This is a genomic window from Bacillus sp. FSL K6-0073, from assembly GCF_038006085.1.
Taxonomy (GTDB): domain Bacteria; phylum Bacillota; class Bacilli; order Bacillales; family Bacillaceae_G; genus Bacillus_A; species Bacillus_A cereus.
Genome location: NZ_JBBOUN010000001.1, coordinates 2,064,130 through 2,087,941, shown reverse-complemented (window position 1 = coordinate 2,087,941; position 23,812 = coordinate 2,064,130). Strand labels below are relative to the sequence as shown.

Below are 23,812 nucleotides of genomic sequence, written 5' to 3'. Positions count from 1 at the left end.
TACCCTTTGAGTTGGGACGAGGTAGGAATGTTTTCTATAAGATAGAAGAAGGGTTTCACATGCCAAAACAGGGTTGTGCCTTAGAGCCACAAGGGATAGAGCCACTTTTTATCGACGCATTTTTTTTACAATTTCGGGAGAATCGACGCATTTTTTTTACAATTTTGGAGTTCACTCTGGGAGGTGGCGGTCTCATGAAAGTTAAATTAAGAAATGATTTATACATATATCTTGTGTCTTATTTTGAAACGTAATAAAATATAAGCATGAATCAAAAGACATTAACATTAAATTATAACACCAATATTTCTATCTCGTCAATAATAATTTACTGGAGGATGATATCATGGTAACACTAAAGGAAGCTAAACGAGTATTATACGAGGCAGGATACAACACAGTATCACCTGCTCAAAGGGAAGCACAAAAAGAGTATGTAGAGAAGAAGGCACAACAAGACAAGCACCACTACAGCAGAATGATCCTCGATAGGTATGATGCTATCAAGGAGAACCTAACACTACAGCAACACGGACTCCTACTCTACTTAGCAACTTGTATGAGTATCGGCCATGAAGGTTTCTTGTGTGACGATAGAGGAGATCGCATAAGTGTTAAATCTCTGGTGAACAAACTAGGCAAGACTCGTTCTCAGATTAATAAAGTCCTGTCAGAGTTAGAAGCTAACGGAGTAATCACACGAGTGACTGAAGGGAAAACAACTTATGTAGATATGACTGATGCGGTTTACATCTGCGGCAAGCTAGAGGGTGAATACAAAACAGTTAAACTATTCAAGACTCACCTACACGAGAAGGCAAAGGGCTTATCCCTTAACACCCTAGGATTGTTCGCCTTGTTACTAACTCATATGAACTGGAAGACAAATCTAGTAGTAGAGAACCCAAATGAGATGGACGCTAGCAAACTTGTACTACTGAAGAGATCTCACCTAACTGACGCTCTAGGAATATCAAAACCTACCGTGAATAAGTTGATGGACGAGCTTAATAGAGCCAGACTAATTGTTGAAGTAAAGTCTATCACAGAGGCCATCTGCTTAGACCCTAAAGCTGTGAGTCGGCAAGCTAAGAAAATTACTTTTGAGGAGCTACTAGACAATATCGAAAAGGCTTCTCTCTCTCCTAATAACTTTAAGAAGTAATATCCCCTAACCTATTATCCCCACCGAGGCTACATCATTAGCCTCTCCCCTATTTTAATACCACTGAGGAGGAATACTCATGAGACAATTAAACCTAAGCATGTTACCTATCAATAGCGGAATTAGAATGCAACTAGAACGAGCGTACCTAGGAGGCAGCCAAATGGATATGTATACTAAGGAGACCGTACTCGAGGTGTTAGCTGAAATGAAGTACATAGGTAAGCCGATCTCAAGTGTAAGCCTACAGAGAGACCGCCCTCAATTGTACACTGCTGCGGTAGAACACTTTGGGTCTGTAGAGATGGCGGTCTCACAGGTGCCAACTGTAAAGTACAAGACTAAGAGTTTAGCTGAACGAGAGAGAGAGCACAATAGATATCTGCTTGGATTGCACTAGGAGGGTTACCTGTAGAGGTGAACCTCTATTTTTTTCTCTAAGTGACAAAATGAAACTTAGAGAAAACACTATGTTTCTACCTGCCTTCTTTTGAGGAAGGGAGTAAATAAGTTAGCGGTCTAATCTGCAACAAGCTAAACGATAACCCATACAGCACGAATCCATTTAGGTATAACTGTGTAGCATTCTCCTCTATATTTAACACCCGAGTGCGGACTTCCTTAGCTACCTCAGAATCACGTAGTAACATTCCTATTCGGAGGATTGCTCTCTTAGGGAATAAGCCATTACTTCCGTAACCTACTTTGTTTCCATCTATGAATACATACCCTTTCATGTTTTCGATTTTAGCCACCCTCTTTAAGATGACGGCTAAATCTTTTCCGTTAACAATCTTATATCCGTCTCCTGTAATTTCGTCTTTATTCTTTAACACTAAGTTGTCTATTACTTTCTTGTTAACCCCGTAGAAATCCGCAACTTGTTGAGTAGTAGCCATTTCCAACTCGGGTAACAAAAATAGTTGTTTCACCTTATCAAGAACTTCCACTCGTTCTACTAATTTGTCACGCTCTATCTTGTTGTCGATTACCTCGATAGTTACACTCATTTTACCCCCTCCTTTTTAGTTATCATTGTACGCCGTCTCTAGGAAATAAACAATAATATTTGTATATTCTGAATATAAGTCATACCTAGGTAATACCGGTGAAGTAGTCTCAATGTCCCGACTCTAAATTTTATTTTTCTAGGGAGGTGGAAACTCTGTAGGCGTACTCGTGGATGACAGGTCTGGGGAGGTGCTGTCTCAGGAGTCGATTTTCTGTATGTATATTTTCTCTGTATGGCTACTACCGAAGTACGTACACACCCCCACGGTTATAATACGATGAGGGGTACCTTGGTAGGTGGTGACTGATGAGACGGTGGCCACTGAGCTGGCTGTCTCATTGTACTGCTCCTTAGTCCACACTGTAGGCACACACCATTAGACACACCTAGCAGGCTTATACTGAGGAGGCAAGGTACTAGTCATACAAAACAACACAAGCCTCCCTCTTAGTCGCACTACAAAGCAATGTATGCTGTCTCATGTGTAGCCTAGTAGGCATAGCACTGAGGCCATACACATAGGCTTACACTGGTGAGGTAGCGGCACTGTAGCTGTACACTGAGGAGGCAGGACTAACAGGTAGTGCTATATGTACCCAGCTCATAGGAACCTCTCCTGATGTCTCATAGTGCTTTCACTTTCGGAGGTGCCTTACTTTCAGAGTGTGTACTTTCGGAGGGTGTGTCCAGTGAGGCGGTGTACTTTCATGGTGGTGGTGTACTTTCGTGACAGTGGACTGTATAGGATAGTGCCTTACTTTCATTGGTTGATTCAAGAACAATAGGAGTTGGCATCTATTGAGGTTCGCACTCTCTAGCTACACTGAGGAGGCAGGGCTAACAGTCTATCACTATATGTACCCAGCTCACAGGAGTCTACCTGATGGTGTATACTAGCGAGGTAATAGCTCCACTCATATAGCTTCCGTCTCATACAGGGCAATCTGGAGCGTTTAACAAGTATGTCTGTATGAGTACCACTGTAAGTTGTAGTGGTGAAGTAAGCTAGGTGGATCTACCTTAAGAGTTCGGCTACCATTACTATACGTTCAGCAAGGCTAAGAGCTCAGCCTAGTTAGCTACCTCTATTAGCCCTCGTACTTTCATTCATTAATCAAAGGTCTATATGAGGACGCAGACTACACAGCATACACTCTATGCCTGCCTCACTAGGCCTAACACACAGGTGTACTCATAGGTATACGCATAACTAATAGTGGTACACACAGCAGCAGGGCTACACAAGGTGCACTCTGCAGGTAGGACGCATATCTACCTCAACAGTACACACTGCACGGCGTACCGTTCAAGGCGTCTAGGAGGCTCATACAAAGGCGTACCTATATAAAGCAGTCTTGTTATATCCACTCTCCACAAGTACGCACAGAGGCAGACTCATGAGCTCACTCTGTAGAGTTCGGCTACCTCGCTTTCATATAGTTGTAACTAAAATAGTTACTACCCATAAGATTGGTTATGTAAACTAGAGGTGCAGCACAGTAGGTTTGCTGGTGGGTATATGACTCCTTGGTACATCTACACTGATCGTACTTTCACTAGTCCTTTGAATAAATTACTGTATGAGGTAGCGGTCTCCACAGGTATTCACCTAGTGTATATCTACTCAGTCGCATTCACTGCGAGGTGGCGCTAACTAGCATGGCTATAGGGTTGCTGTCTCCGTTGGTTATACACTTCCCTGTAGGTTCACCTCTGTAGTCGTACTCTGTGGGTAGTTGCGAGGAGGTATACTCTGGAGGGGTACTAGTTGGCTGACTCAAGGGCGATTACTTTCAAGGTCATATGACCTTATAGTTCCTAGATTGGATACCCCAACAGGCACCGCATCGAGGTGGGGGTTTACCTATTTAGTATCACCTGACAGTTACTTTAATTGCTTAGAGATTGCAGCTCGCTTACTTCTTTTTAGGTACATCACTCCATAGGAAGAACCAACTCCCTATAGCTACTACCAAGAACGCCACCGAGCCAACAACCCACTTGTTCATAAAGAACTCTTCCATTAGATTACCTCCCAAGTTTTATCGTCCTCATAGTACTTAATACGAGTATAGTCTGCTATCCACATAGGATTAATCCCATGAGTACGACCATCTAGCACGTTCTTAGCGTAAACCAATTTAGCTCTCTGAATGATAGCCATCTCTACAGAGCCAGCGTTCATTCCTACACAGATGAACTCTTTGCCTTGTAACTCAAAGTGGACACCTAACTTAAATTTACGTTTCTTTTCTTTATCTTTAAATAGTCCAAACATTTCGTTCCCCCCTTAGTTCTCATAAATAGTTATTCTATTCGCTCCCAAGGTTTTCCTATCAATCCCCCTGAAGTGGCTAACTCACAAGTTTTGTCTGAATAGTACACCTTGTTAATTAGTTCAGCTTTCTTACCTACCTCACAAGTATCCCCTGAATAATTTACCTCTGATAGTTATTGACTCACAAGTCTGTAACCTCTATAATTTTCCTAAACGAATAACTAAAAGAGTGGTCACTCATAGACAAAACCTCATCAGGCATCGCATCCGCCTCTACTTCCGCTGAAAATTCATTATCCGCTATGGTAGTTGGTGTATGTACACACCCGAATTATCGTGGAAATGGCTACGCTTCACTCATACTACAAAAAATGATTCAAGACTTTACGAAAGAAAGCCGAACACTTTGTTTATTTTATAACAATCCAGCTGCTGGACGAATTTATAAACGACTAGGATTTAAAGACATTGGGATGTGGACGATGTATCGATAATAATCAGCGACGTTTGCTTAATTACGATACTTTAGAGGGTGGAGACGTATAATGAGGAATGTTTTTGTTCAATACGGTTGTTGATACCGTTCACTCTTAACAATGTTTATCGTTATCCACATTTTACCGCACATCTTACTATTTGTACAAGCCGTAAAGTGTGGATTTCATTAAATAAATACCGCAATAAATTGCGTTTTCCGACGAAGTTATCTATAAAAAACTACGCCTCCTTCCGTTATGAAAAGGCACACTATAATAATTAACCCGATTCGCCCTCCTATTTAACAGAACTACAATTAAGTAAATAACTTGGGATTAAAACACCGTAAAATACGTAAGAATTCATATGTATATTATTGCAAAGGTTTGTAACGTAAATTGGACGTAATATATTATAGGTTGCTATTATAGAAGTATTAAATTCGAACAAACGATTACTTAAGCGTCGCAGTAAACATATAGGAGTGATTGAATGTTTCATCCGTATGAAATTGAAGAATTAATAGATGATGGAGTTATTTCTAGTAGATTTCCAAATTTTAATAATCCTATGGATTTCTATGAAGTCGTGAAAATTGACCTCACTAATATTAAAGAATGTATTTTAACGGTAGAATCAACTTTCAAACAAAAAGCCGATGATCCTACTTACTACTACAATATAAAAGATAATGAAAATCAAACAAAGAAAGTATTACATCCCGATAAAATGTTAGAAGTTTGGCACTGTTATAATACTTATCCTCAATTTATTCGCTATTCTTTTATTACAGGCATATATAGTCTTTTTGAAGAACGTTTTATGAATTTATGTTATAGATATGGCTATCGTTTTGAAAATGGTAATCTAATATCCATTGATGAATTCAAGAGAAGGAGGGAAAACAAGAGTATTAATGGGATATTTTTAGCGAAGAAATACTGTGCAGACATTTTAGGTATAAAAGTCGTTAACGATATGTGGGATGAATTAACTTATTATAACCAAATTCGAAACTGCATCGTTCATAGTAGAGGATATACACTTAAAACTCCCTATAAAAATAATAGCTGGAAAAAAGAAAGATTGGAAATAGCTATTCGCGGAATAGATGGGATTGACACAAAGGATGATCTTATTAAAATTAACGATACTGCTTGCCTTCATTTTATTCAAGTAACTGAAGAGTTCATTAAATCGCTCTGCAAACAAATCCCTATAGATAATACAAATTAGTAACCTAATCTAAGATGGCGGGCTCTCGAGCTGTGTGAAACCCGCCGTTTATCTTAACTCAATGGTTTACTCATTACATTACGAAATAGCCCTTTATAATATAATTAATCAATCCACTATGGACCGTTCGTTTTAACGAGAATATTATCAGTGAAATTTAGCCTTATAACACGTTTCTACCATCCTATTGCGTCAATATCTATCCTATTTTCCGATTGTACTTACGCATACGCTCTCGTGCTTGTCTCTTACGCACCCCGTCACGACAACCATCACAGTATTTAGCCCGATTGCCTTTAGCGATAAAATGATCGTTACATACCTCGCACACTTTACCATTTTGATCTTCGTTAAAATACAATGCGTATAATTCTTTATCAGCCGGTAACACATGTGTTTCGAAATATTCACAGCGTTTACTTTCAAATTTCACTTCTTTATCGCGGTAATGTATCGCGTGAAAAAATGGACATTTCGCCTTGTAAATACAATTACCTTCGTTCGGAGTATAACAGGCGCATGTATCTCGTATCAATCGTTTTACTTTAGTTTCTACTCTCACAATACCACTCCCTTTCGGTTATATACAAATAAAAAACGGCGTGCCCTTCCGCAATGGAAAAACACGCCTTCATAATTACTTAAAATATTTCTCCAAATTTATCCCGTTAAAAACTAACAATCTACCGTCCTCCTAAAAATACTTCTCTACGTCTTTTAACCGCTTCTTGCTCACCAGTAATATCATCAACAAATCTTGCAAACTCCTGCTTACCGAGTTGGACGTTAATATACGCTGGTTGCTTATCTCTAGACGTATGGTTTTCGTATTGACTCGGCTTATACATGCTTGGTGTAGGTTTAGCCGAACGGTAAACACCTAGTCCGTTAACACCTCTCGGTATGGAAGCACCTGTATCCACCGCTAACATTTCCGGCTTCATCCAATCAGACATTTGCTGCGTCGTACGTTGCACCGAGCTTTTCATTCCGTCAACACCGTTAATCCAGCCTTGCATCATATTCACGCCGATCATGTCGCGCATCCAACGCGAAGGAGAATGAATCGAAAATAGTCCGGTAAGCTTGTCCTTAATACCGTTACCAATTTCTGTAACTTTGTCCCAGATACGACTAGCCATCGAAGTTATACCATTTAACATACCTTCCATGATGTTCTTACCGATATCCATTAGGTTTATCCCTTTTAAGAATGATATTATGTTATTCCATATGTTCGAAATTGCATTAGACATCGCGTCTAAGATACTAGACGTTGCGGAACTAGCTGCATTCCAACCCGCAGAAATGATATTTCCAACTGCTGAAATTACTGATGAAATCACATTACGAATTCCATCAAATATAGATTTGACTACATTCCATACCGCATTTAATACGCTAGAGAAAATTGATTGGACTAAATTCAACCCGTTACGTACAATTACACCTATTAAAGAAATCGCTCCATCGATAATGCTTTTAATCAACGACATAACATTTGACGTAATTCCCTTAACCGCATCCCATGCGCCGCTCCAATCACCTTTCAATATAGACGTAAATAGTTTGATAATGTTCGTGATGATGCCGATAACAGATTTAATAATACCCATTACCGCTGGGAATACGGCCTGCACAATTTGTAAAATGAATTGAATCGCTGGAATTAATACGCCTTTAATAATCTCGGCTGCACCTTGTAACAATGCTGAAATTATAGGAATTACAGCCTGAATAATTGCTTGAATTACCGGAAAGACCTCTTGCACCGCTTGTAAGATAAGCGGAACTACAGTCGTAGCAATTATCGTTATAATCTCACCGAACAACTTAATAATTTCTATGATTATAGGAATAGCCGTCTCAATAATCGATTGAATGATAGGAAATACCTCTTGAACAACCGTAAGTATGACCGGTATCATCTCTTGCGCTACAATTACAAGAATTTCACCGAAAGTTTTTATAAGCATTACCCATACACCAACCGATGTTTGAATAACGTTTAATATTGCAGGAAACACTTCTTGTGCCACTTGTGAAAGCATCGGCATTACTTCAGCTGCTAATTCTGAAAACATTTGAGATAGCTCCTGGACTACTTGCGTAATTGCAGGCATGATTTCAATCGTTGTATCAGCGAATAGCTTCATTAAATCCGTAACCATAGGCATGATTAATTGAATATTTTCTCCGAATAGCTTAAATAAGTCCATTGCTACCGGCATTACTTGTTTTACAACGTCTCCAAAAAGACTCATGATAGTCGTTCCTAATTCACCAAACGCTGCGCCTAACTCTGCAAATGCTGGTTGTAGCGATGCGAAACTTTCCATGATGACTTGACCGGTCTTTTGAAACTCCGGTGCTAACGGTGCGAATGCGTCGATAAAACCTTGTGCTAATGAAGTAATTATCGGCATGATGACGGAAGCAACCGTGCTAAATACACTCTGAATCGATTCCCAAGCTGACATTAACGCTGCTTTTGCCTGATCATTCGTATTCACAAGTTTAAAAATCGTAGCGCCTAATGAAGCGACAATAGCGATAACCCAACCGATAGGACCAGATACACCTAAAAACGATAATCCCAAACGTACGATTAGCGGTGTTAATGTAGCGATTGTGTTACCGATTGATGAGAATGATGCTTTTATAAAATCTACAACCGGTGAAATCGCTGCCCCCATGCCCGAAAACTTAGCGGTTAATCCTTCAATAGCTGAACCGAAAGCTCCACTTATACTCTGGCCGATACCGCTTAACGTAGCGGTTACAGAACTAAAAAAGGCAACTATCGCAACGCCCATCGCTGTAAATTTAGCGGGGATTGTTGCAAGATACGCACCGAATGAGTCAAATGCCGCTTTCATAGATTCCACGGCTGATATAGTTGTAGTTTTAATCGATTCCCAAGCGCTATTTACTGCGTTACGGAATGTTTCGTTGTGTTTGTATAGTTGGACGAGTGCCGTTCCTAGTAAAGAAAGAGCTACGATTACAATACCAACTGGTCCTAAAAGCGCACCGATTATAGTCCCTAAGATAGTTATTCCTTCGACTAGTACGCTGATAAGTGAACCTAACTTACCTATCACTAGAAATAACTTTCCAAATACAAGTAAGGTGGCTCCTATAGCATTTATCATTATCCCAACAACAGTAGCTATTGCTAGAAACACGGTTATAGATGCGGCTGAGATAGCGACTACACTTCGCATGGTCCCTGACAACTTAGCAAACCAGTTAACCAATCCAGTAATAGAATTGGCAACTGCCTCTATAGCGGGGCCGAGTGCATCTACAAATAGTTTAGAGTTTGCATCTATAGTAGAATTCATCATCTTAAGCGCGCCGGCCCATCCTTTTAGCATGGAGTCCGCAGCTTCTTTAGCTACTCCGTCCGAATTCTCTAAAGCCTTGGTCATTTTGTTGATTTCTTCAGGCCCTGCCGACATTAGTGATAACATACCGGAAACAGCTTCTGTACCAAAGATAGCTGCCATAGCGGATGCCCTTTGGGCGTTAGTATATCCGCTCATACCGTTTTGAAGTTCACCTATGATTTTCGCTAAGGACTTCATTTTACCGTTTTGATCCGTTGTAGTAACTCCTAATTTATTGAGTTCTTTTGCGGCTTCGGCTGGAGGTTTTACTAAACGTATCATGGATGCTCGAAGCGCTGTCCCGGCTGATTCACCAGAGTGACCTGCATCCCGCATTATTCCAATAGCTGCTGCTAGTTCTTCCATCGAAATACCAAGCGCATGTGCCGGACCAGCACTGTACTTGAAGGCGTAATTGAGATCGAGTACGCTGGCAGCAGACTGATTCGCCGCTTGTGCAATCACGTCCGCAACGTGACCCGAGCGATTCGCTTCTAGTCCGAAAGCGTTAAGTGCCGAAGTAACCGTGTCAGTAACTAACCCTAAGTCTTCTTGTGATGCAGCCGCTGCTACAAGTACACCTGGTAATGCAGCGGTTGCTTTCGCTGCATCAAAGCCCTTTGCTCCTAACTCGGCGTACGCCGCTGCTACTTGCCCAGTTGAATAAACCGAAGTGGTCGCCATATCTAGGATATCTTTTTTAACTTTATTATAGCTACCGCCGGTAAGCACCGCTGCTCTACGAGTCTCAGATTCGAAGTTCATCGCATCTTTTACCATACGGCCTAGGAAGAATCCCGATGCTGTAGCGGCTGGCGCAAAGGCGTTCTGTACCGTCTGCCCTGCTTGTTGTACTCTATGCCCCACTTCTTGAACTCGGCCACCCACATTCTGAAACGTAGATTGCCAAGCAGACATATTTGGTGGTGGAGGCGGAGTCATATTTCGCATTTGACTGTTCAATTGTTGTACGTGTTGGCCCGCGCTTTGGACTGCGGAATTCCAACCACTCATATTAGGCGTTGGTATATTTATAGGCTGGCTTACTGCTTGATGGAAGTCCCTTAGTGTTCGAGTTATCTGCTTAAAACCGTTCTGCATATTCGATATGTCAGCGAATAGCTGCACCTCGATTCTGTTTGTTGACATACCTACCTAACCTCACGTTTTTTATGCAATTCATATTTTAAGGCGAGGCCTTCCTTCTCAATAAAACTACGTAAATTTTGGATTTCGTAAAGTTGTTTATTCATTACATCAGCAATACCATTCGTTCTTACAAACTCCTCACTCATAAGTACGACTAATCGACTCATATGAACTTTCGCTTCGTCTAAATCATTTGTAGCCGCTAATTTCTCTGTAACTTCCTGCATTTCTTGTAATCTCGCTAAAGTATCCATCTAATCTCTCCTTATTTTTTTATAAAATAAAAAAAACACCCGCGCAATAAGCGCAGGTGTCGTTCTATTAAAGGTATTTATATTGATATTATTAATTTACTAATAATGTATTTACCTTAATCCCATGAGAAGCTTCTTTCTTCGCCATTCCCAAGCGATATCATTTCGATGATCATTTAAAGCCGTATATAATCCAATCTTAGAATCAATTTCTACTTGAGCCTCACCAGAGGATGCTCGCTTTAAATCATCGTAAAGACTTCGAATTCGGGTACTTGCCATCACTCTATCGACTGTACTTTCTGACTTTAAGCTATCTAGATGCGTTTTAATGGTAGTGAACTGAGATAATAGCTCTCTAGCCACTTCTATATCAATAAACTCTAATTTCTCTTCAAGATAAGTAATAGCTTCCTTTAAAGAAGTTGTCATAATCACATCGGACGCAATAACTCCCGCTTCTCTTCTTACCTTATCGGAATCAAATTGAGCTTGTTGTTTTAACGCTGAGATACCCGCTTCTTTTTTTGCTTCCTCTAATCGACTTTTAATCTCTTCCTCATATAAACGTTGAATTGTAGCGAATTGTCTATCATACTTTTCAACCAAGGCCTGTACATCCTCAGTTTTCGCCGTCTCAGTTAATCGGTCGCTATCTCGGATGGCATCTCTTTCTTTTTGAAAATCTTCCAGTAATTGTTCCGATTTTTCACACCAATAATTTAATATGTAATCATACGGTTCCTTCCCCTTACCCTCTTTAATTAGCTCTTTCGCTCGACCTTCAGTAAACGTATAAATTTTTCCTGCTTGCGAATAACTTCCATCTATAGTCTCACTTACTAGCATATAAACATCCTTATAATCCTTCATAATTTAAGTTCCTCCTAAATGTTTTAATTGTTTTATACATAACGCCTTGTAGGCCTAATTTACTCAACCTCTTCTTCGTTCCAAACAGTTTCCTCCGGTGGTACTATCTCGAAAATTCCATCGTCATACCAGATCACTGTTTCCGTATTTTCTTGTGTTTGATTTCCGATTATTACATTAGATTCCTCTCGATAGACTTCAATTCGCATGTACTCACCCTCATTTCTAATTCGGTATAATTAGGATATTTTAAGGTAGTTTTCAAAAAAAACAAAAAATTCTTCGTTAAATTCAAACTTATCAGCTAGTTTCGCTTTTACTTTTGGCGTAAGCTCTAAGCTACCGGTTTCAATGCGTCCCACCGTCGCAAGGGAGACGCCGATAAATCTAGCAAACTCATTTTGACTCATGTTTTTATATAAACGAATTGCACGGAACATCTCGTTGGTCATCGTTCTACCTCCTTTTATTACTAGAAGTCTTAAAAAATAGGATTTCATTACTCCCTCTATACTTTTTTACTGTGGCTAATCTACTTCTTCATCCCTTCCGCTATATGGAACAGCACGTTTAGACTTTCGCTTCCCTCCGATCATTCCATCTCGTTGCTTCGCCGCATGTATTGCCGTTATTTTATTAGGAGAATAAGGCGCTTCGTACTTCCAGGTACGCTTTAACATTTCATATTCTTGTACGTAGAACGGATATTCAAGCCACCATACGTGACCCTTTTCCTTCTTCGTTTTCTTCGGATTCAATAACGCTTTATCCGCACGTATTATCGCTCTCCTTAACGTATCGAGATCAACTTTGCATTTACTACAACATGTTTTACTGTTATTCGGTCGAGTTTTATCTCGGTAGTAATAACCGCAATATGCACACCGCTTAATACGCTTGTCCGTTTTATCGTGCAGCCTTCCCTTTAAAAGTTGCCTGAGTATATGTAGCGCCTCATCACTCGCTAAATCACTAATGAAATGTTTCGCGAAATCAATCGCCCCTTCGCCTGGATTACAATAGATTATTTCATTCGTTTTAAACATCGTATTTAGCCCATTCTTTCAACAATCGACGCATTCGACTAGATGGAAGGTACAATTTTATAGGTTCTCCATTTCGTATTCCCGAACGCCACACCCACTGTAATAAATCAGAGACTGCAAGCATTTCCTCGTCCACCCTAACGCCATGATCTTCAAAGAATGAACGTTCTATTGGATTCAGAAATCGATTAAATACATACGCTAATGCACTTCGGCTAGCATACTCGTTTGTAGCCCGCATATTACATGGAATAAATCCTTTCGTATAGCCTTTTCCACTTAAATCCACTTTGCTATCCTTAATAGTTGTCCATAAAATTTCCTTAGCTCTAGCCTTCGTAACATTACGGAAATAGTTATAGATATTCTTCTGAATACTTTCTAGTAAATCATTATTTGCGCTTCTTAACCATGTAGCACTCAAAGCGTTCTTTCTATTAGCAAAATCGTTGAGTTTACCTTCATATAAATCGATTAATTCAAAGATTTCTTGACGCCCTTCATCTTCGCGATTATATTTTATTAATTCGTAATCCGTACCGTTATGTTTAACAGCTTTATATTCGCATTCCATCTTATGTAAATCATAGTAGTATCGTTGTATCTGTCCTTTAAATAAGTATGTCATTACAAATACTTCATCGAATGTTTTAAACACTTGGGGAGGAAACGACCATATTAAAAACTTTCCGCGATGATAAAACAAATTACCCGCGTTCGCCAAGAGCTTAATATCATAGAATCGACCGCTAACGTATTCTTCGTAGACCCAATGTACTTTGTTATCGATAATTTCCACATACTCGAGATCAAGTAGTGCTTTAATATCGTGATTAGTAATGTTGGCCTTTTCGATTACGTCCATTACCTCATCTAATATCAGCGTATAGCCCGCTCCCGTTAGAAGTTCGATGAGTTCATCGTCAGCCATCTGAAAAAGCGAGTGAGTCGCTACGATATCTTTGCTACTAACAATTAATTCTTTTAAACTACGTAACTTACGCCCTTCCTCGTTAGCATTGTTAGGTTCTACAAAACTACGATTTGTCACCGACTTTTTAATCCGCTCAACCTCATCTAAATATGGCGTAATATATATAAATTTCTTATACGACGGGCTTTCGTTAATATGTTGAATCGCCCAACTCGTTTTCCCGCTACCCATAATCGAATCAATCACCGTTATTTTCTCCATGCAATCATCCCTCCGTTTAGTTGCTACATCATACCGTTAACACTTTCCGAAGAAAAAAAGTGCTAAACCGACCTCACAAACGCTGATATGACAAGGTTTGTAAGCCCTCTTCCTTAAAGAGAAGTATATAAAAGTGCTAAATAATAAGACCCTGCACCCACCTTTTCCGCTACGCTCCAAAGGTGTCTGCTGCCATTCAATTCCTTCGCCGATAATATAATAAGTACATAATCGGAAATATATAAATGATAGTGGCGACGAGTGGAGGCGTTAGCCGGAACCGAAGTCGCAAGGTCTTGGCTTTTAATGCGTAAAAATTACTCATTGGAGTTACTTGAACAACATAGAAAATAAAAAGATCGTAATCAAATGACCTTAAATAAAACATATAAGTTAGCCGAAGTTATGACGACTTTCTACCTCAATTTTAGTGATGCGACCGTCGCTATCCTTTTTAGCGTACACGTCGTATGTACCATCCCCCTGTTTAAATCCAAAAGACAATGCCCACCCATTTAACACTTGGCTATGTGTTCCTTCGTATTCAAACGGCTCTAATCCTTTCGATATATAACAAGGATCAGAAATAAGAAGTTGTCCGCTATCTACGCCTACAGTACCTATATATTCGGTACAGATTTCTTCCTCTTCAATTTCTTTTATCATCAACAGAAAATCGATTAATTCGTCCGGGTTTAAACTACATTCCTTTATCGAATAACCTTTTGCCAAGTTAGATTGTCTATCTTCTAATTCTTCCTGGCTTTCAATACGTAGAATATCAATAATATTCTCTTCTCCGTTTTCCACTAGTACAACCTCATAAATATTTTTCATCATAACCTCTCCCTTTACGTAATTTTTATCTTTGCAGTTTCACATCAGATTATTACTAAAACTTTTTAGCTTACATAACGTTTGACGCATCACTTCGTAACTTCGCGCACTTTTTCGTAAATTTATTTCAAAAATTTTTTTCATGTCATGTAATTCCATATGAATATCTTTCACTTACTAAGCCGCGTGACGTGTCCTTTTCGCGCACTTTCCGATTAAATAAACACAAAAAAGAACGTGTGTAGGCTGCACGTTCTTTAATTATTCTATATATGAAATTGTCGTCGTTTTCGTCTTACCTTGCCAGGATTTATTTTATGACCAGTTGCCGCTGGTTTAATTCTGTCCTTCTAGTACCGCTTCGATAAATTGTACGGCGCTCATTTCGTGTATATTTTCGATTTCTGCTTTACAGCAAATTTCGACAGCTCTATAGCTATCTGAATCGTAAATCATTAACTCCTTTTTACCTCTTTCGCACAAAGGTATTTCTCGAAACGTAAGGTTTTCCCCATCAAACTCGTAATACACCGAATCCGATAATAAATACGCTTCATATTGCAATTCCTTTGATTCGCCTACGTCTTGGTAATGAAAATTAACCGTTATTTTCTCCACTTTTGTTTCCCCCTTTTTATTTATAGGCCGATGCAGAAAAGTCACACACAACTACGAGGTTGCCGTCTCGTATCTCCATGCCACCTTAGCGCACCACTTCGGTCGATTATTCACCTGCCTGCCTATCGCAGGCGAATATTACGACTCACCTTTTCGAATTTACAAAATAAACGCAATCGCCATATCGATTAAAAATAATGTACCACCTACACCGAAAACTCCGTAATACAAAATGCGATCCAAACGTGACTCTAAACCGAAGTAATCGTTTAATTTTGCGAACATGCTCAACGCCTCCCTTAATGCAAGTCCTTTTTAATTGCTGCAAGTGTTAAAAGAAAATCAAGTGCGCTCATGTTGCCGATTTGAGTAATATCGACCAAGCTTTCGTCTAAATCCCCTTGTAAATCTAATACCGTATCGCCAAGAAGAATTTCGCCATTATCACCATAAGTGAACTCTTCGATTGAAATTCCGTCCTCGTATATTGCTAGTACGTGTTTATCCGTAATTTTATAGGCTTTCTCAGTTAACGTTACTTTCGTTCCATCACCGTTCTCTACTATGATATTTACGTTTACCGCTTCGATATTCTGTAGATTCATTTTTATACCCCTCTCTTAATTACGTTTACCGTAACTGATGTCTATATCATAAATTACGTTAAACGTAATAGTCAACCCTTAAATTACATTTTACGTAATTCTCCTTTATCTATATAATATAGACAAGGGGGGATACATAGTGACAAAGAGAATTGAAGTTAAGCTACGTGACATATTAAAATCTCGCGGTATGGATCAGAAAGATTTAATCGATGATGAAAACGGATTATCTACTCGTACTATAAGCGAGTTAGCAAGTGGAAAAATGAAAAGATATCCGAAAGAGGCATTAGAGAAGATTGCTGATAAGTTGAATATTACCGATATGAATGAACTATTAACCATTGTAGAAGAAAAAGATTCTGAATAAAGAACCTCTTCTACCTAAATATATAATTCAAAAACCAAAATATGTTAAGCTATTAATATCAAATTAGTTTTTCTTTTTTGGAATCTAATATTATAAGGGGGAGAATTATATGTTAAAACCAGATAGAACAGTTCATAGATTTTTAATCTCTTCACCAACACGATTGGTTGGTGAATACATTTCAGAAGATCTAGTTATTACTCATGCTTGGAGTTCTGATCCTATTATTGAACATGCTATTGAAGGACCTTTTTCTCGAAGTTATTATATGATATCAATCAAACAAGAAAACACTATGGGGTTAGTTGGATTTGTCTCTAGAATAGAAATAGAACCAATAATAGTATATCTTAGTGTATTATTTGGTAAGCGTTTTGATTACCACGGCCCAGTACAAGAAAGTGGCATTTTTCACGTTCCAAATTTAGGAGAGCAGGGACACACTAAACAATTTAAACAAGGATTTATCAACCATCATCCTCGTGCAAATCTAAGTGTTCCATTGAACTTAGAAAACTTTCAAATTATGCGTCCTTTACTTGCCAATTCTGAAATTATTTCCATTTTCACTGCTGCAGGAAAATTTTATCTAAGGGCGCTACAAACTTATGAAACAAACCCTGGAAATGCCTATCTAGATTTGATTACATGCGGAGAGATATTATCTAATTATTTTAATTTTGATGATGAAAAAATGTATGATGAAGACCTTTTAAAAATGTTCAAAAAAATTGAAGAACAAATGGACGATGGCACGTCTGTAGTAAAAAATATTAAACAACGTCTATATCAAGTTAAGCGTAGATTTACTTTTACAATACTTGATTTATTAACTCCTGACTTTTTCGAAGCGAATGAAATTAACGAAGAACATGGCACACGTGCTTCATTAACGCCAGATACTATAGAGAAACGTATTAAAGTTGCTTATGATTTGCGAAGTATGTATGTTCACACCGGTGTACAATTTGGAAGAGAAATATCTGTACCTGATAATGAAGTTCCCACAGGAACTTGGGTAACTTTAGAAGGAAAAGAAGAAAAAACTCTTCTAAAAGCTCTAAACAATGCTCCAACCTTTAAAGGACTGGAAAGAATCATGAGATTTTGTTTACTCCAATTTTTACAAACTAATAACATTATCAATTTAACAGAATTATCTCAAACTGAGGAGCCCTCTGATACAGAAACAGAGATTTAAATAAACGAAAAAAATCAACCGCCTATGACCGGCGGTTTTCTTTTCGTATTCAATTCCCTTCCATCTCTTCCAATAGACGTACCTTCAGATATAAATACGCAGATATCTCCTCTTTCGTCATCCCTCTATCAGCGCATACTCCGTCTAACAATACCCATTCGGAATCTCCTACGAACTTCAAAAATCGACCGCCCGTAATAGGCGGTCTTTTCTACGTCCATTAACGTACATTAACATAAGTCGGACTAGCCGTAATGTAGTACGTATTCCCTTTCGAATTGTGCACGCGGTATTGAGGCGAACCGTTTACTTCGACTTTGGCGTCGATATTATACGTTTTAAGGTCGTTTTTCCTAGACAAGTATCAGCGAAATTAAGTACGTATATCCGAAGTAATGCAAATACCTTCCAAACGGCTTATATACTTTAAAACGTAGAGTACTATCTAGTGATATAGACCCGAAGTTATTTTTTAATTCACGGATTTTGCAGGCACCTGGCAAGCCAAAATTCCGAAAACCTCCCCCGCCCCTAAATAAAAAAGCCGGCATATCTACCGACTATAATTTTGCTTCGTATTCTTTTACTAATTTATAAAACGTTGTCTTACCTACTTCTGCTTCTTTCATCGCTGTAACGGCCGTTATTTCTCCTGCTTTCCATCGCTTATATACTTCGATAAACTCATCTGTAATCGTTGCTTTAGGTCTGCCTAATTCTTTCCCTTGCTTGCGTGCGTTAGCTATTCCTTCAGCTTGTCGAGTACGTATCTTCTTACGTTCTTCCTCAGCTATCCACGATAGTATTTGTAGTACCAAGTCCGCTACGAACGTACCGACACTATCCTTATACTTCGTCGTATCTAGTAACGGCATATCTATTACGATAATATCCGCCTGGATTTGTTGTGTTATCTCGTTCCATTCGTTTAGTATAGCGTCCTTGTTACGTCCGAGCCTATCAAGTGAATGAACGTACAATACATCCCCTTTACGTAACACACGTTTAAGCGTCTGATATTCTGGTCGGTCGAAGTCCTTACCGCTTTGCTTATCGATGTATATGTCACGCTCGGAAATCCCTAACTCCTTTAATGCTTCTAACTGTCTGCCCTCGTTCTGATCCCTAGCGCTTACCCTTACGTATCCAATCTTTCTACTCTCCGCCATTCCCCTCTCCCCTTTCGTTACATTTGATTCGATTGTAAATTAACCGTTCGTAAAAGTCAATAAAATAAATAAACGTTCATAAAATATTCCCTTATATTAAACGAACGTAATTTTACTTAATATTCGACCTGTTATCGATGGTTCGTAAAGGTATACTTTTATGAACGGAGGTAACGGACGGCTGGGTTGAAGTTTTCAAGGCACGTCTCTTCCGAAGGGGTGAAGCTGATGAAATCGGAAGTATTAAGAAAGGCACTAAACGAGTTTCTTCTATATATAGGCGAAAAATGACCCACTTCCGAAAATTCCAGGCGGGTGTGTGTAAGACGGCGGAGACTGATAAAATGTAAACCGTTGTAAACTACCGTAATCAATCTCTTCTATATATAGTGTTGAATTAAGCCGCTTTACACTTACGTTAAAAGTTTCGGAATGGCTGTATATAACAAGCCGAAAGCTGGCGAAATGGGAAGCGTTGGGAAATCGATATTTTAGTTATTTTTATATATACGAAGGCAAACAGCTACTTCCCATCGTTAGATATTACATTAGTTACGATGCAAGATTTCCGTGCGTGGGAGAAATTATTTTTTGTTTCCTTTATTTAAAAATGGTAAAATTTGAATATATTATAAAAATATTTGGAGGAATTATTAAATGGGAACTAAAATTAAAAACGATGCAATAGAACTACTCAAAGAGTCATTGAATCAATTAGAAAGTTCTAAAGGTAGTGTTTTAACAGGAGTACAGAAACTGTCTCGTGCTGCAAAGATTTTAGACGATGAAGACACTGTTATTTGGTGTGAAGTGCAGTTAGGGAATAAAGAGTATACATCAGAGTTAACTAAGGCTTTAGAAGTCCTAATTGAGTTAATAAAAGGAGATACACCTTCAGATAAATTATCTGAAGAATTCAATAAAGTTTATAAAGAATTAAGAGATAAGGGATATAATCCTAAAGTCCACTTTTCTAAGGAAGAGGTATTTATAAAAGGGAATGCGTCTGGAGGGGGTTATATAAGTATTGGATTTATTGAGGAAAAGTACCACGATTTAGTTCGTCTGAAGAAAGGAAATAACGGAACCCATTATAAAAATAGTTTAATGAATCACATCGAGTATGTTAGGAGAATAGCTCACAAAAAAGCTGAAACGCTTTATACAAAAATTGCATATACGGATAGCGCGCAAACTGCTTTCGACATTTTAAAAGGAGAAGTAGACGATAAATTACTTGATTTAAACCCAGAATTAGCTGAACAATTAATGTTAGCATTTAAATCTGTATCAACTGATAACCCTGAAGAATGGTCACAAGCACTAACTACATGTAGAAGGTTTATCGAGGGCTTAGCCGATGAATTATTTCCACCAATTGATGAAGAGGTAAATGGAAAAAAATTAGGAAAAACACAATATATTAATAGACTGTGGGCGTTTATGGATAAATCAATTGAGAGTAAATCTAATAAAGACTTAGCTAAGGCGCACGTTGATATCCTAGGAGTCTATCTTCAACGCATCCATAAGCTCAGTAATAAAGGAGTTCACGCTGGGTTAGAAAGAGAAGAAGCCGTTAAAACTGTATTCCACACATATTTAATGGTAGCAGATATCTTAAAATATCTTGATCCTTCGTATTCAACTAAGGAAGAACAGTTAAATATACATAAAGCCAGTTTAGATGAATTAGAGAGCTTATTAGGAATTCCACGTAGTATTGCAAAAGAGATTGTTAAGTTGAGAGTTAGAGAAAGAGCTTTAACACCAGAGATTTTAGGTAAAATTAAAGGCGTAGGTTCAAAAACACTATCTTTAGCACAGGAAGAGTTTTCTTTTGAACCCATAGCTTAAAAGTGAAGCCGCCAACACTGGCGGCTATTTTTCGTATGGCTGAAATAATGCTTCAACATCGATTTCATCAATATCATCTATTATGATTAATGGGACTTTGTTTTGATTTCTTATACGTGGGTGGGTCTTATTATTTTCATAATCTATCGCATGGATTAATAAAGATAGATAGTTTCCAGGCAAAGTACGACTATATTTAGGTAATAGTTGCTTTTCGATGAGAACATCTATCGAAATAGCATTAGAAATATTACTTCTATAGTTGAATATATCTTGTTCAGCATATTCGAGGGATTTTCCATAATCATATGAATTATCTGCGTATATTTGCGAGTTCATTTCCAGCATCTTAAAAACTTCAAATTCATTATGATCAATCTGCTGAATTATATGTCTATATGTAGGTATTATCGTTTTTAGTTCAAACAGGTAGTCAGTTACTATTTTTCTTTCAGTCTCCTTAAATAAACTTAAATCACATTCTAAGAAAGACATATACCGTATAATATCCCCTTCGTAATGCTCTTCTGTCAATTTTCTATCTTTCGCCTGTGCATAAAGTTCTTTCAGTTGTATTAACTCTGAACTACTCTCATCTAAGTGAACTGGAATTGATTGTAATTCTTTTTTCACCTTACAGTATAGTTCATCTATTTTATCCATAAGTTTTCCTAGCGTGCTATACCTTAATGCTACAAACTTCAAAAGGGCATCAACTGTAATTTTTTTACTTCCACCATATTTTTCTTCAGCTTTTCTGTTATTAGAGTAGAGACGCAATGAAAACTCTTGGCCATCATGAGAAGTGGACCAACTACTAAAAAAACGCACCTTTTTCTCAAAACCTTTTAGTTCAATTTCGTTTCCGTTAACTGAATGAATTCCAAACCAAGAACGGACTTCTTTGACATATTTCTCATCAGTATAATCCCTATCAAACTCTCTCTTTTTGAAAATACTACAATCATTAATATAAGGCTGTTTGTCTTTTGTTGATTGTCCGATAGATAACCACAAATGGTTTATCGCTTCTACAATCATGTCAATAGTTACAATAAAATGAGTAAACTCAAGGGAAGTCTTATTCATATTTCTATCCTTCCTAGGCTTCTCTATTCCTTCCACCGCAACTGTTAGCCAATCCATACAAGAACATATCTTACTCCAAATATCTATTCCTTCTGTACCATAGGAATTTTTATAATCCACAAAAAAGATTCTAACAAATTCATTATTATCATGAACTTTTCCCCTAAAATCATTAATCAACTTCGGGTCCAACTCAGGTATCAACTATCATTTCACTCCCAGTAATACAATATTTTTATTTATTTTAACATACCCATCAATTGTCCCCAAACATCTTATCTAGTTTATCCGCAACCTCGCGCTGCATCGTCGGCAGTACATGACTATACGTATTAATCGTCGTCTGTATATCCGTATGCCCCAATCGTTCTGATATCAGCTTTACATTCACGTTCTGCTGAATCAACATAGTCGCGTGCGTATGGCGAAGGTCATGGAATCTTATCTTAGGTAATCCGAGTTTCTCCGTTAAGTTATAAAATTCCTTGCGTAAGTTACGTGGAATCATAGGTCGGCCGTCACGTGTACATATTACTAAGCCATGATCCCGATAATCTCGTTGATAGTACTTCTTCTCTTCGATTATTCGTTTTTTGTGCAACTTTAGTTCTTCTATTAATTTCGCTGGAAAATGCACATTACGTACACTCGCGTTATTTTTAGCACCAGATTTAATTTTAGCGGTCTGGGTTAACGTTTGTCTTACGTATATGATTTGATTCTGAAAATCGATATCTTTCCACCGTAACCCCATAATCTCACCTTGTCTCATCCCCGTTAACAATGCGATTACGAATACAATATAACATCTAGTAAGTCGATGAACTTTCTTCGACTCATCTATAAAATAGTTAACTTGTTCTAAGCTCCATACGTTTATTTCTGGCTTTTTTCTCATCTTCGGCAGCGTAATCCCTATCGTAGGATTATCCCTTATCAATCTTAAAATTTTAGCTTTTCGTAAAGAAGCGCTCACTATCCTGAAAATAATATGAACAGTAGCCGGAGCATAACCTACATCGATAACTAAATCATTAACAAACTTTTGCATATGTATCGGTTCAATCTGCCTTAATTGAAAATGACCTATCCTCGGTTTAATTACGTTTTCTAAATACATTTTGTGAATTTCGTAAGTAGATTCTTGTAAATGAAATGATCGCTCTTTCATCCACTCGTCCACAAACGTAGCGTACGATAGTTTCGATAAATCCGAATGCTCACCGCCTAATATTTCCGCTTTTAACTTCACCATAGCATCGTGGGCTTCACGTCTCGTTTTAAATCCCCTTCTACGGATTTGCCTCCTCTTTCCAGTCAACGGGTCCTTCGTATTATCGAAACCAAACATCCATTTACCTGTCGATTTATCTTTCGTTACTGTACCGCCCATATTTATCGATTCCCTTCGTTATATATTTCGTATTTTCTTCTTAACTTGGTCGCTCTGTCCTTCATCATGGGATGAGCGGTAAGGACAACGGCTAGGACAGAGAACGTCTACCTTACATCGCTAAAACATATAGTTAAAGCGACATAAAGTAGACGTCCATTGTCACTTCCATGGTCTATCGGGTTAAGGTATCCGTGCAGTGTACACGCTGTTGGAACGTCGGTTTTCACCCACAACGAACTTTTTACAAGTAATGCTTGTCCTACTTGCGGAAAGACTTAGGGAAGGAATCGTACTACTGACGTTATCCTCAATTACTTGTAACCTAATTACGCCTTTCCATGATCGTCGCTACCCGTGCCGTAACACGCCAAGCAACCGTCCAGACCTTTTATGGCAGTCCTCGCCTAGACTAGACACAAACGCAACAGGGAACGCTTATAACGTGTCTACGCCTTATTTTCCGACATCGGCTAGGCTCACCTGTTCAAGTTTTACGAGTGTTAGGTCGTTCCTCGTTCGGAATACCGTAACCTAGTCCCTCATTACATCTATAATAGACAATAACTAAGTAAGCCCCTTGCTATCCATTTTTC

24 protein-coding genes and 2 pseudogenes are annotated in these 23,812 nt (G+C 38.4%); 7 read left to right on the top strand and 19 right to left on the bottom strand.

The window, feature by feature from the left end; translation table 11 throughout:
• The first annotated feature begins 346 nt into the window (after window positions 1-346).
• Both MHB52_RS10975 and MHB52_RS10970 read left to right on the top strand, forming a co-directional pair.
• Window positions 347-1,165, top strand: a complete 819-nt coding sequence (locus MHB52_RS10975; RefSeq protein ID WP_061663701.1) for a MarR family transcriptional regulator — start codon at window positions 347-349, stop codon at window positions 1,163-1,165.
• Between the two features lie 163 nt (window positions 1,166-1,328).
• The gene (locus tag MHB52_RS10970; protein WP_253703448.1) at window positions 1,329-1,565 is read left to right on the top strand and encodes a hypothetical protein; all 237 of its coding nucleotides are present in this window, start codon (window positions 1,329-1,331) and stop codon (window positions 1,563-1,565) included.
• Window positions 1,566-1,641: 76 nt separating this feature from the next.
• Here the strand turns inward: MHB52_RS10970 and MHB52_RS10965 are convergent, their stop codons facing one another.
• Together MHB52_RS10965 and MHB52_RS10960 are read right to left on the bottom strand one after the other, a co-directional pair.
• Window positions 1,642-2,175, bottom strand: coding sequence for a hypothetical protein (locus tag MHB52_RS10965; protein WP_061663700.1), 534 nt, complete (start codon window positions 2,173-2,175; stop codon window positions 1,642-1,644).
• Window positions 2,176-4,200: 2,025 nt separating this feature from the next.
• On the bottom strand, window positions 4,201-4,455 hold the full coding sequence (locus MHB52_RS10960) for a hypothetical protein (protein WP_061663699.1): 255 nt from the start codon (window positions 4,453-4,455) through the stop codon (window positions 4,201-4,203).
• A gap of 254 nt (window positions 4,456-4,709) precedes the next feature.
• On the opposite strand from MHB52_RS10960, the pseudogene MHB52_RS10955 reads away from it, so the two are divergent.
• Together MHB52_RS10955 and MHB52_RS10950 are read left to right on the top strand one after the other, a co-directional pair.
• Window positions 4,710-4,949: pseudogene (locus MHB52_RS10955) on the top strand (GNAT family N-acetyltransferase); the annotation flags it as partial.
• Window positions 4,950-5,424: 475 nt separating this feature from the next.
• The gene (locus tag MHB52_RS10950; protein ID WP_061663698.1) at window positions 5,425-6,168 is read left to right on the top strand and encodes a hypothetical protein; all 744 of its coding nucleotides are present in this window, start codon (window positions 5,425-5,427) and stop codon (window positions 6,166-6,168) included.
• 199 nt (window positions 6,169-6,367) lie between these two features.
• On the opposite strand, the gene MHB52_RS10945 is transcribed toward MHB52_RS10950, so the two are convergent.
• The 12 genes from MHB52_RS10945 to MHB52_RS10890 all read right to left on the bottom strand — a co-directional run bounded on the left by MHB52_RS10945 (window position 6,368) and on the right by MHB52_RS10890 (window position 16,137).
• On the bottom strand, window positions 6,368-6,730 hold the full coding sequence (locus MHB52_RS10945; protein WP_061663697.1) for a cysteine-rich VLP protein: 363 nt from the start codon (window positions 6,728-6,730) through the stop codon (window positions 6,368-6,370).
• Window positions 6,731-6,851: 121 nt separating this feature from the next.
• The gene (locus MHB52_RS10940; protein WP_445661878.1) at window positions 6,852-10,709 is read right to left on the bottom strand and encodes a phage tail tape measure protein; all 3,858 of its coding nucleotides are present in this window, start codon (window positions 10,707-10,709) and stop codon (window positions 6,852-6,854) included.
• Between the two features lie 2 nt (window positions 10,710-10,711).
• Window positions 10,712-10,963, bottom strand: a complete 252-nt coding sequence (locus tag MHB52_RS10935) for a hypothetical protein (protein WP_061663139.1) — start codon at window positions 10,961-10,963, stop codon at window positions 10,712-10,714.
• Between the two features lie 111 nt (window positions 10,964-11,074).
• On the bottom strand, window positions 11,075-11,836 hold the full coding sequence (locus tag MHB52_RS10930; protein ID WP_061663140.1) for a hypothetical protein: 762 nt from the start codon (window positions 11,834-11,836) through the stop codon (window positions 11,075-11,077).
• A gap of 59 nt (window positions 11,837-11,895) precedes the next feature.
• On the bottom strand, window positions 11,896-12,045 hold the full coding sequence (locus tag MHB52_RS10925) for a hypothetical protein (RefSeq protein WP_154698632.1): 150 nt from the start codon (window positions 12,043-12,045) through the stop codon (window positions 11,896-11,898).
• Between the two features lie 30 nt (window positions 12,046-12,075).
• Complete coding sequence (locus MHB52_RS10920; RefSeq protein ID WP_253703317.1) at window positions 12,076-12,288, bottom strand: helix-turn-helix domain-containing protein; 213 nt, start codon at window positions 12,286-12,288, stop codon at window positions 12,076-12,078.
• Between the two features lie 75 nt (window positions 12,289-12,363).
• Window positions 12,364-12,882 (bottom strand): hypothetical protein, encoded by a 519-nt coding sequence (locus MHB52_RS10915; RefSeq protein WP_061663142.1) that lies wholly within the window; start codon window positions 12,880-12,882, stop codon window positions 12,364-12,366.
• Window positions 12,875-14,077, bottom strand: a complete 1,203-nt coding sequence (locus tag MHB52_RS10910) for a hypothetical protein (RefSeq protein ID WP_061663143.1) — start codon at window positions 14,075-14,077, stop codon at window positions 12,875-12,877. Before MHB52_RS10910 ends, MHB52_RS10915 begins: the two co-directional genes overlap by 8 nt.
• Before the next feature lie 393 nt (window positions 14,078-14,470).
• Window positions 14,471-14,914: a hypothetical protein gene (locus MHB52_RS10905; protein ID WP_061663144.1), complete on the bottom strand. Its 444-nt coding sequence runs from the start codon at window positions 14,912-14,914 to the stop codon at window positions 14,471-14,473.
• A 336-nt stretch (window positions 14,915-15,250) separates the two neighbouring features.
• The gene (locus MHB52_RS10900; protein WP_061663145.1) at window positions 15,251-15,532 is read right to left on the bottom strand and encodes a hypothetical protein; all 282 of its coding nucleotides are present in this window, start codon (window positions 15,530-15,532) and stop codon (window positions 15,251-15,253) included.
• Between the two features lie 159 nt (window positions 15,533-15,691).
• Window positions 15,692-15,817 carry a hypothetical protein gene (locus tag MHB52_RS10895; protein WP_277996102.1) on the bottom strand — a complete coding sequence of 42 codons (126 nt, stop codon included), beginning with the start codon at window positions 15,815-15,817 and terminating at the stop codon, window positions 15,692-15,694.
• 14 nt (window positions 15,818-15,831) lie between these two features.
• The gene (locus tag MHB52_RS10890; protein ID WP_061663146.1) at window positions 15,832-16,137 is read right to left on the bottom strand and encodes a hypothetical protein; all 306 of its coding nucleotides are present in this window, start codon (window positions 16,135-16,137) and stop codon (window positions 15,832-15,834) included.
• 139 nt (window positions 16,138-16,276) lie between these two features.
• Here MHB52_RS10890 and MHB52_RS10885 point away from each other — a divergent pair, with 139 nt between their 5' ends.
• Entirely contained in the window at window positions 16,277-16,507 is a 231-nt protein-coding gene (locus MHB52_RS10885; protein WP_080451538.1) for a helix-turn-helix domain-containing protein, read from the top strand.
• 109 nt (window positions 16,508-16,616) lie between these two features.
• On the top strand, window positions 16,617-17,708 hold the full coding sequence (locus MHB52_RS10880) for a HEPN domain-containing protein (protein WP_061663147.1): 1,092 nt from the start codon (window positions 16,617-16,619) through the stop codon (window positions 17,706-17,708).
• A 49-nt stretch (window positions 17,709-17,757) separates the two neighbouring features.
• Here the strand turns inward: MHB52_RS10880 and MHB52_RS10875 are convergent, their stop codons facing one another.
• The 3 genes and pseudogenes from MHB52_RS10875 to MHB52_RS10865 all read right to left on the bottom strand — a co-directional run bounded on the left by MHB52_RS10875 (window position 17,758) and on the right by MHB52_RS10865 (window position 18,877).
• Window positions 17,758-17,889 carry a hypothetical protein gene (locus MHB52_RS10875; protein ID WP_277996103.1) on the bottom strand — a complete coding sequence of 44 codons (132 nt, stop codon included), beginning with the start codon at window positions 17,887-17,889 and terminating at the stop codon, window positions 17,758-17,760.
• A 39-nt stretch (window positions 17,890-17,928) separates the two neighbouring features.
• Window positions 17,929-18,042: pseudogene (locus MHB52_RS10870) on the bottom strand (N-acetylmuramoyl-L-alanine amidase); the annotation flags it as partial.
• A 226-nt stretch (window positions 18,043-18,268) separates the two neighbouring features.
• Window positions 18,269-18,877, bottom strand: coding sequence for a recombinase family protein (locus tag MHB52_RS10865; protein WP_061663148.1), 609 nt, complete (start codon window positions 18,875-18,877; stop codon window positions 18,269-18,271).
• Window positions 18,878-19,534: 657 nt separating this feature from the next.
• Between MHB52_RS10865 and MHB52_RS10860 the strand changes: the two genes are divergently transcribed.
• Window positions 19,535-20,734 (top strand): helix-hairpin-helix domain-containing protein, encoded by a 1,200-nt coding sequence (locus MHB52_RS10860; RefSeq protein ID WP_061664511.1) that lies wholly within the window; start codon window positions 19,535-19,537, stop codon window positions 20,732-20,734.
• Window positions 20,735-20,758: 24 nt separating this feature from the next.
• On the opposite strand, the gene MHB52_RS10855 is transcribed toward MHB52_RS10860, so the two are convergent.
• Entirely contained in the window at window positions 20,759-22,027 is a 1,269-nt protein-coding gene (locus MHB52_RS10855) for a hypothetical protein (RefSeq protein ID WP_061664510.1), read from the bottom strand.
• A gap of 52 nt (window positions 22,028-22,079) precedes the next feature.
• The gene (locus MHB52_RS10850) at window positions 22,080-23,216 is read right to left on the bottom strand and encodes a site-specific integrase (protein ID WP_061664508.1); all 1,137 of its coding nucleotides are present in this window, start codon (window positions 23,214-23,216) and stop codon (window positions 22,080-22,082) included.
• Window positions 23,217-23,812 lie beyond the last annotated feature (596 nt).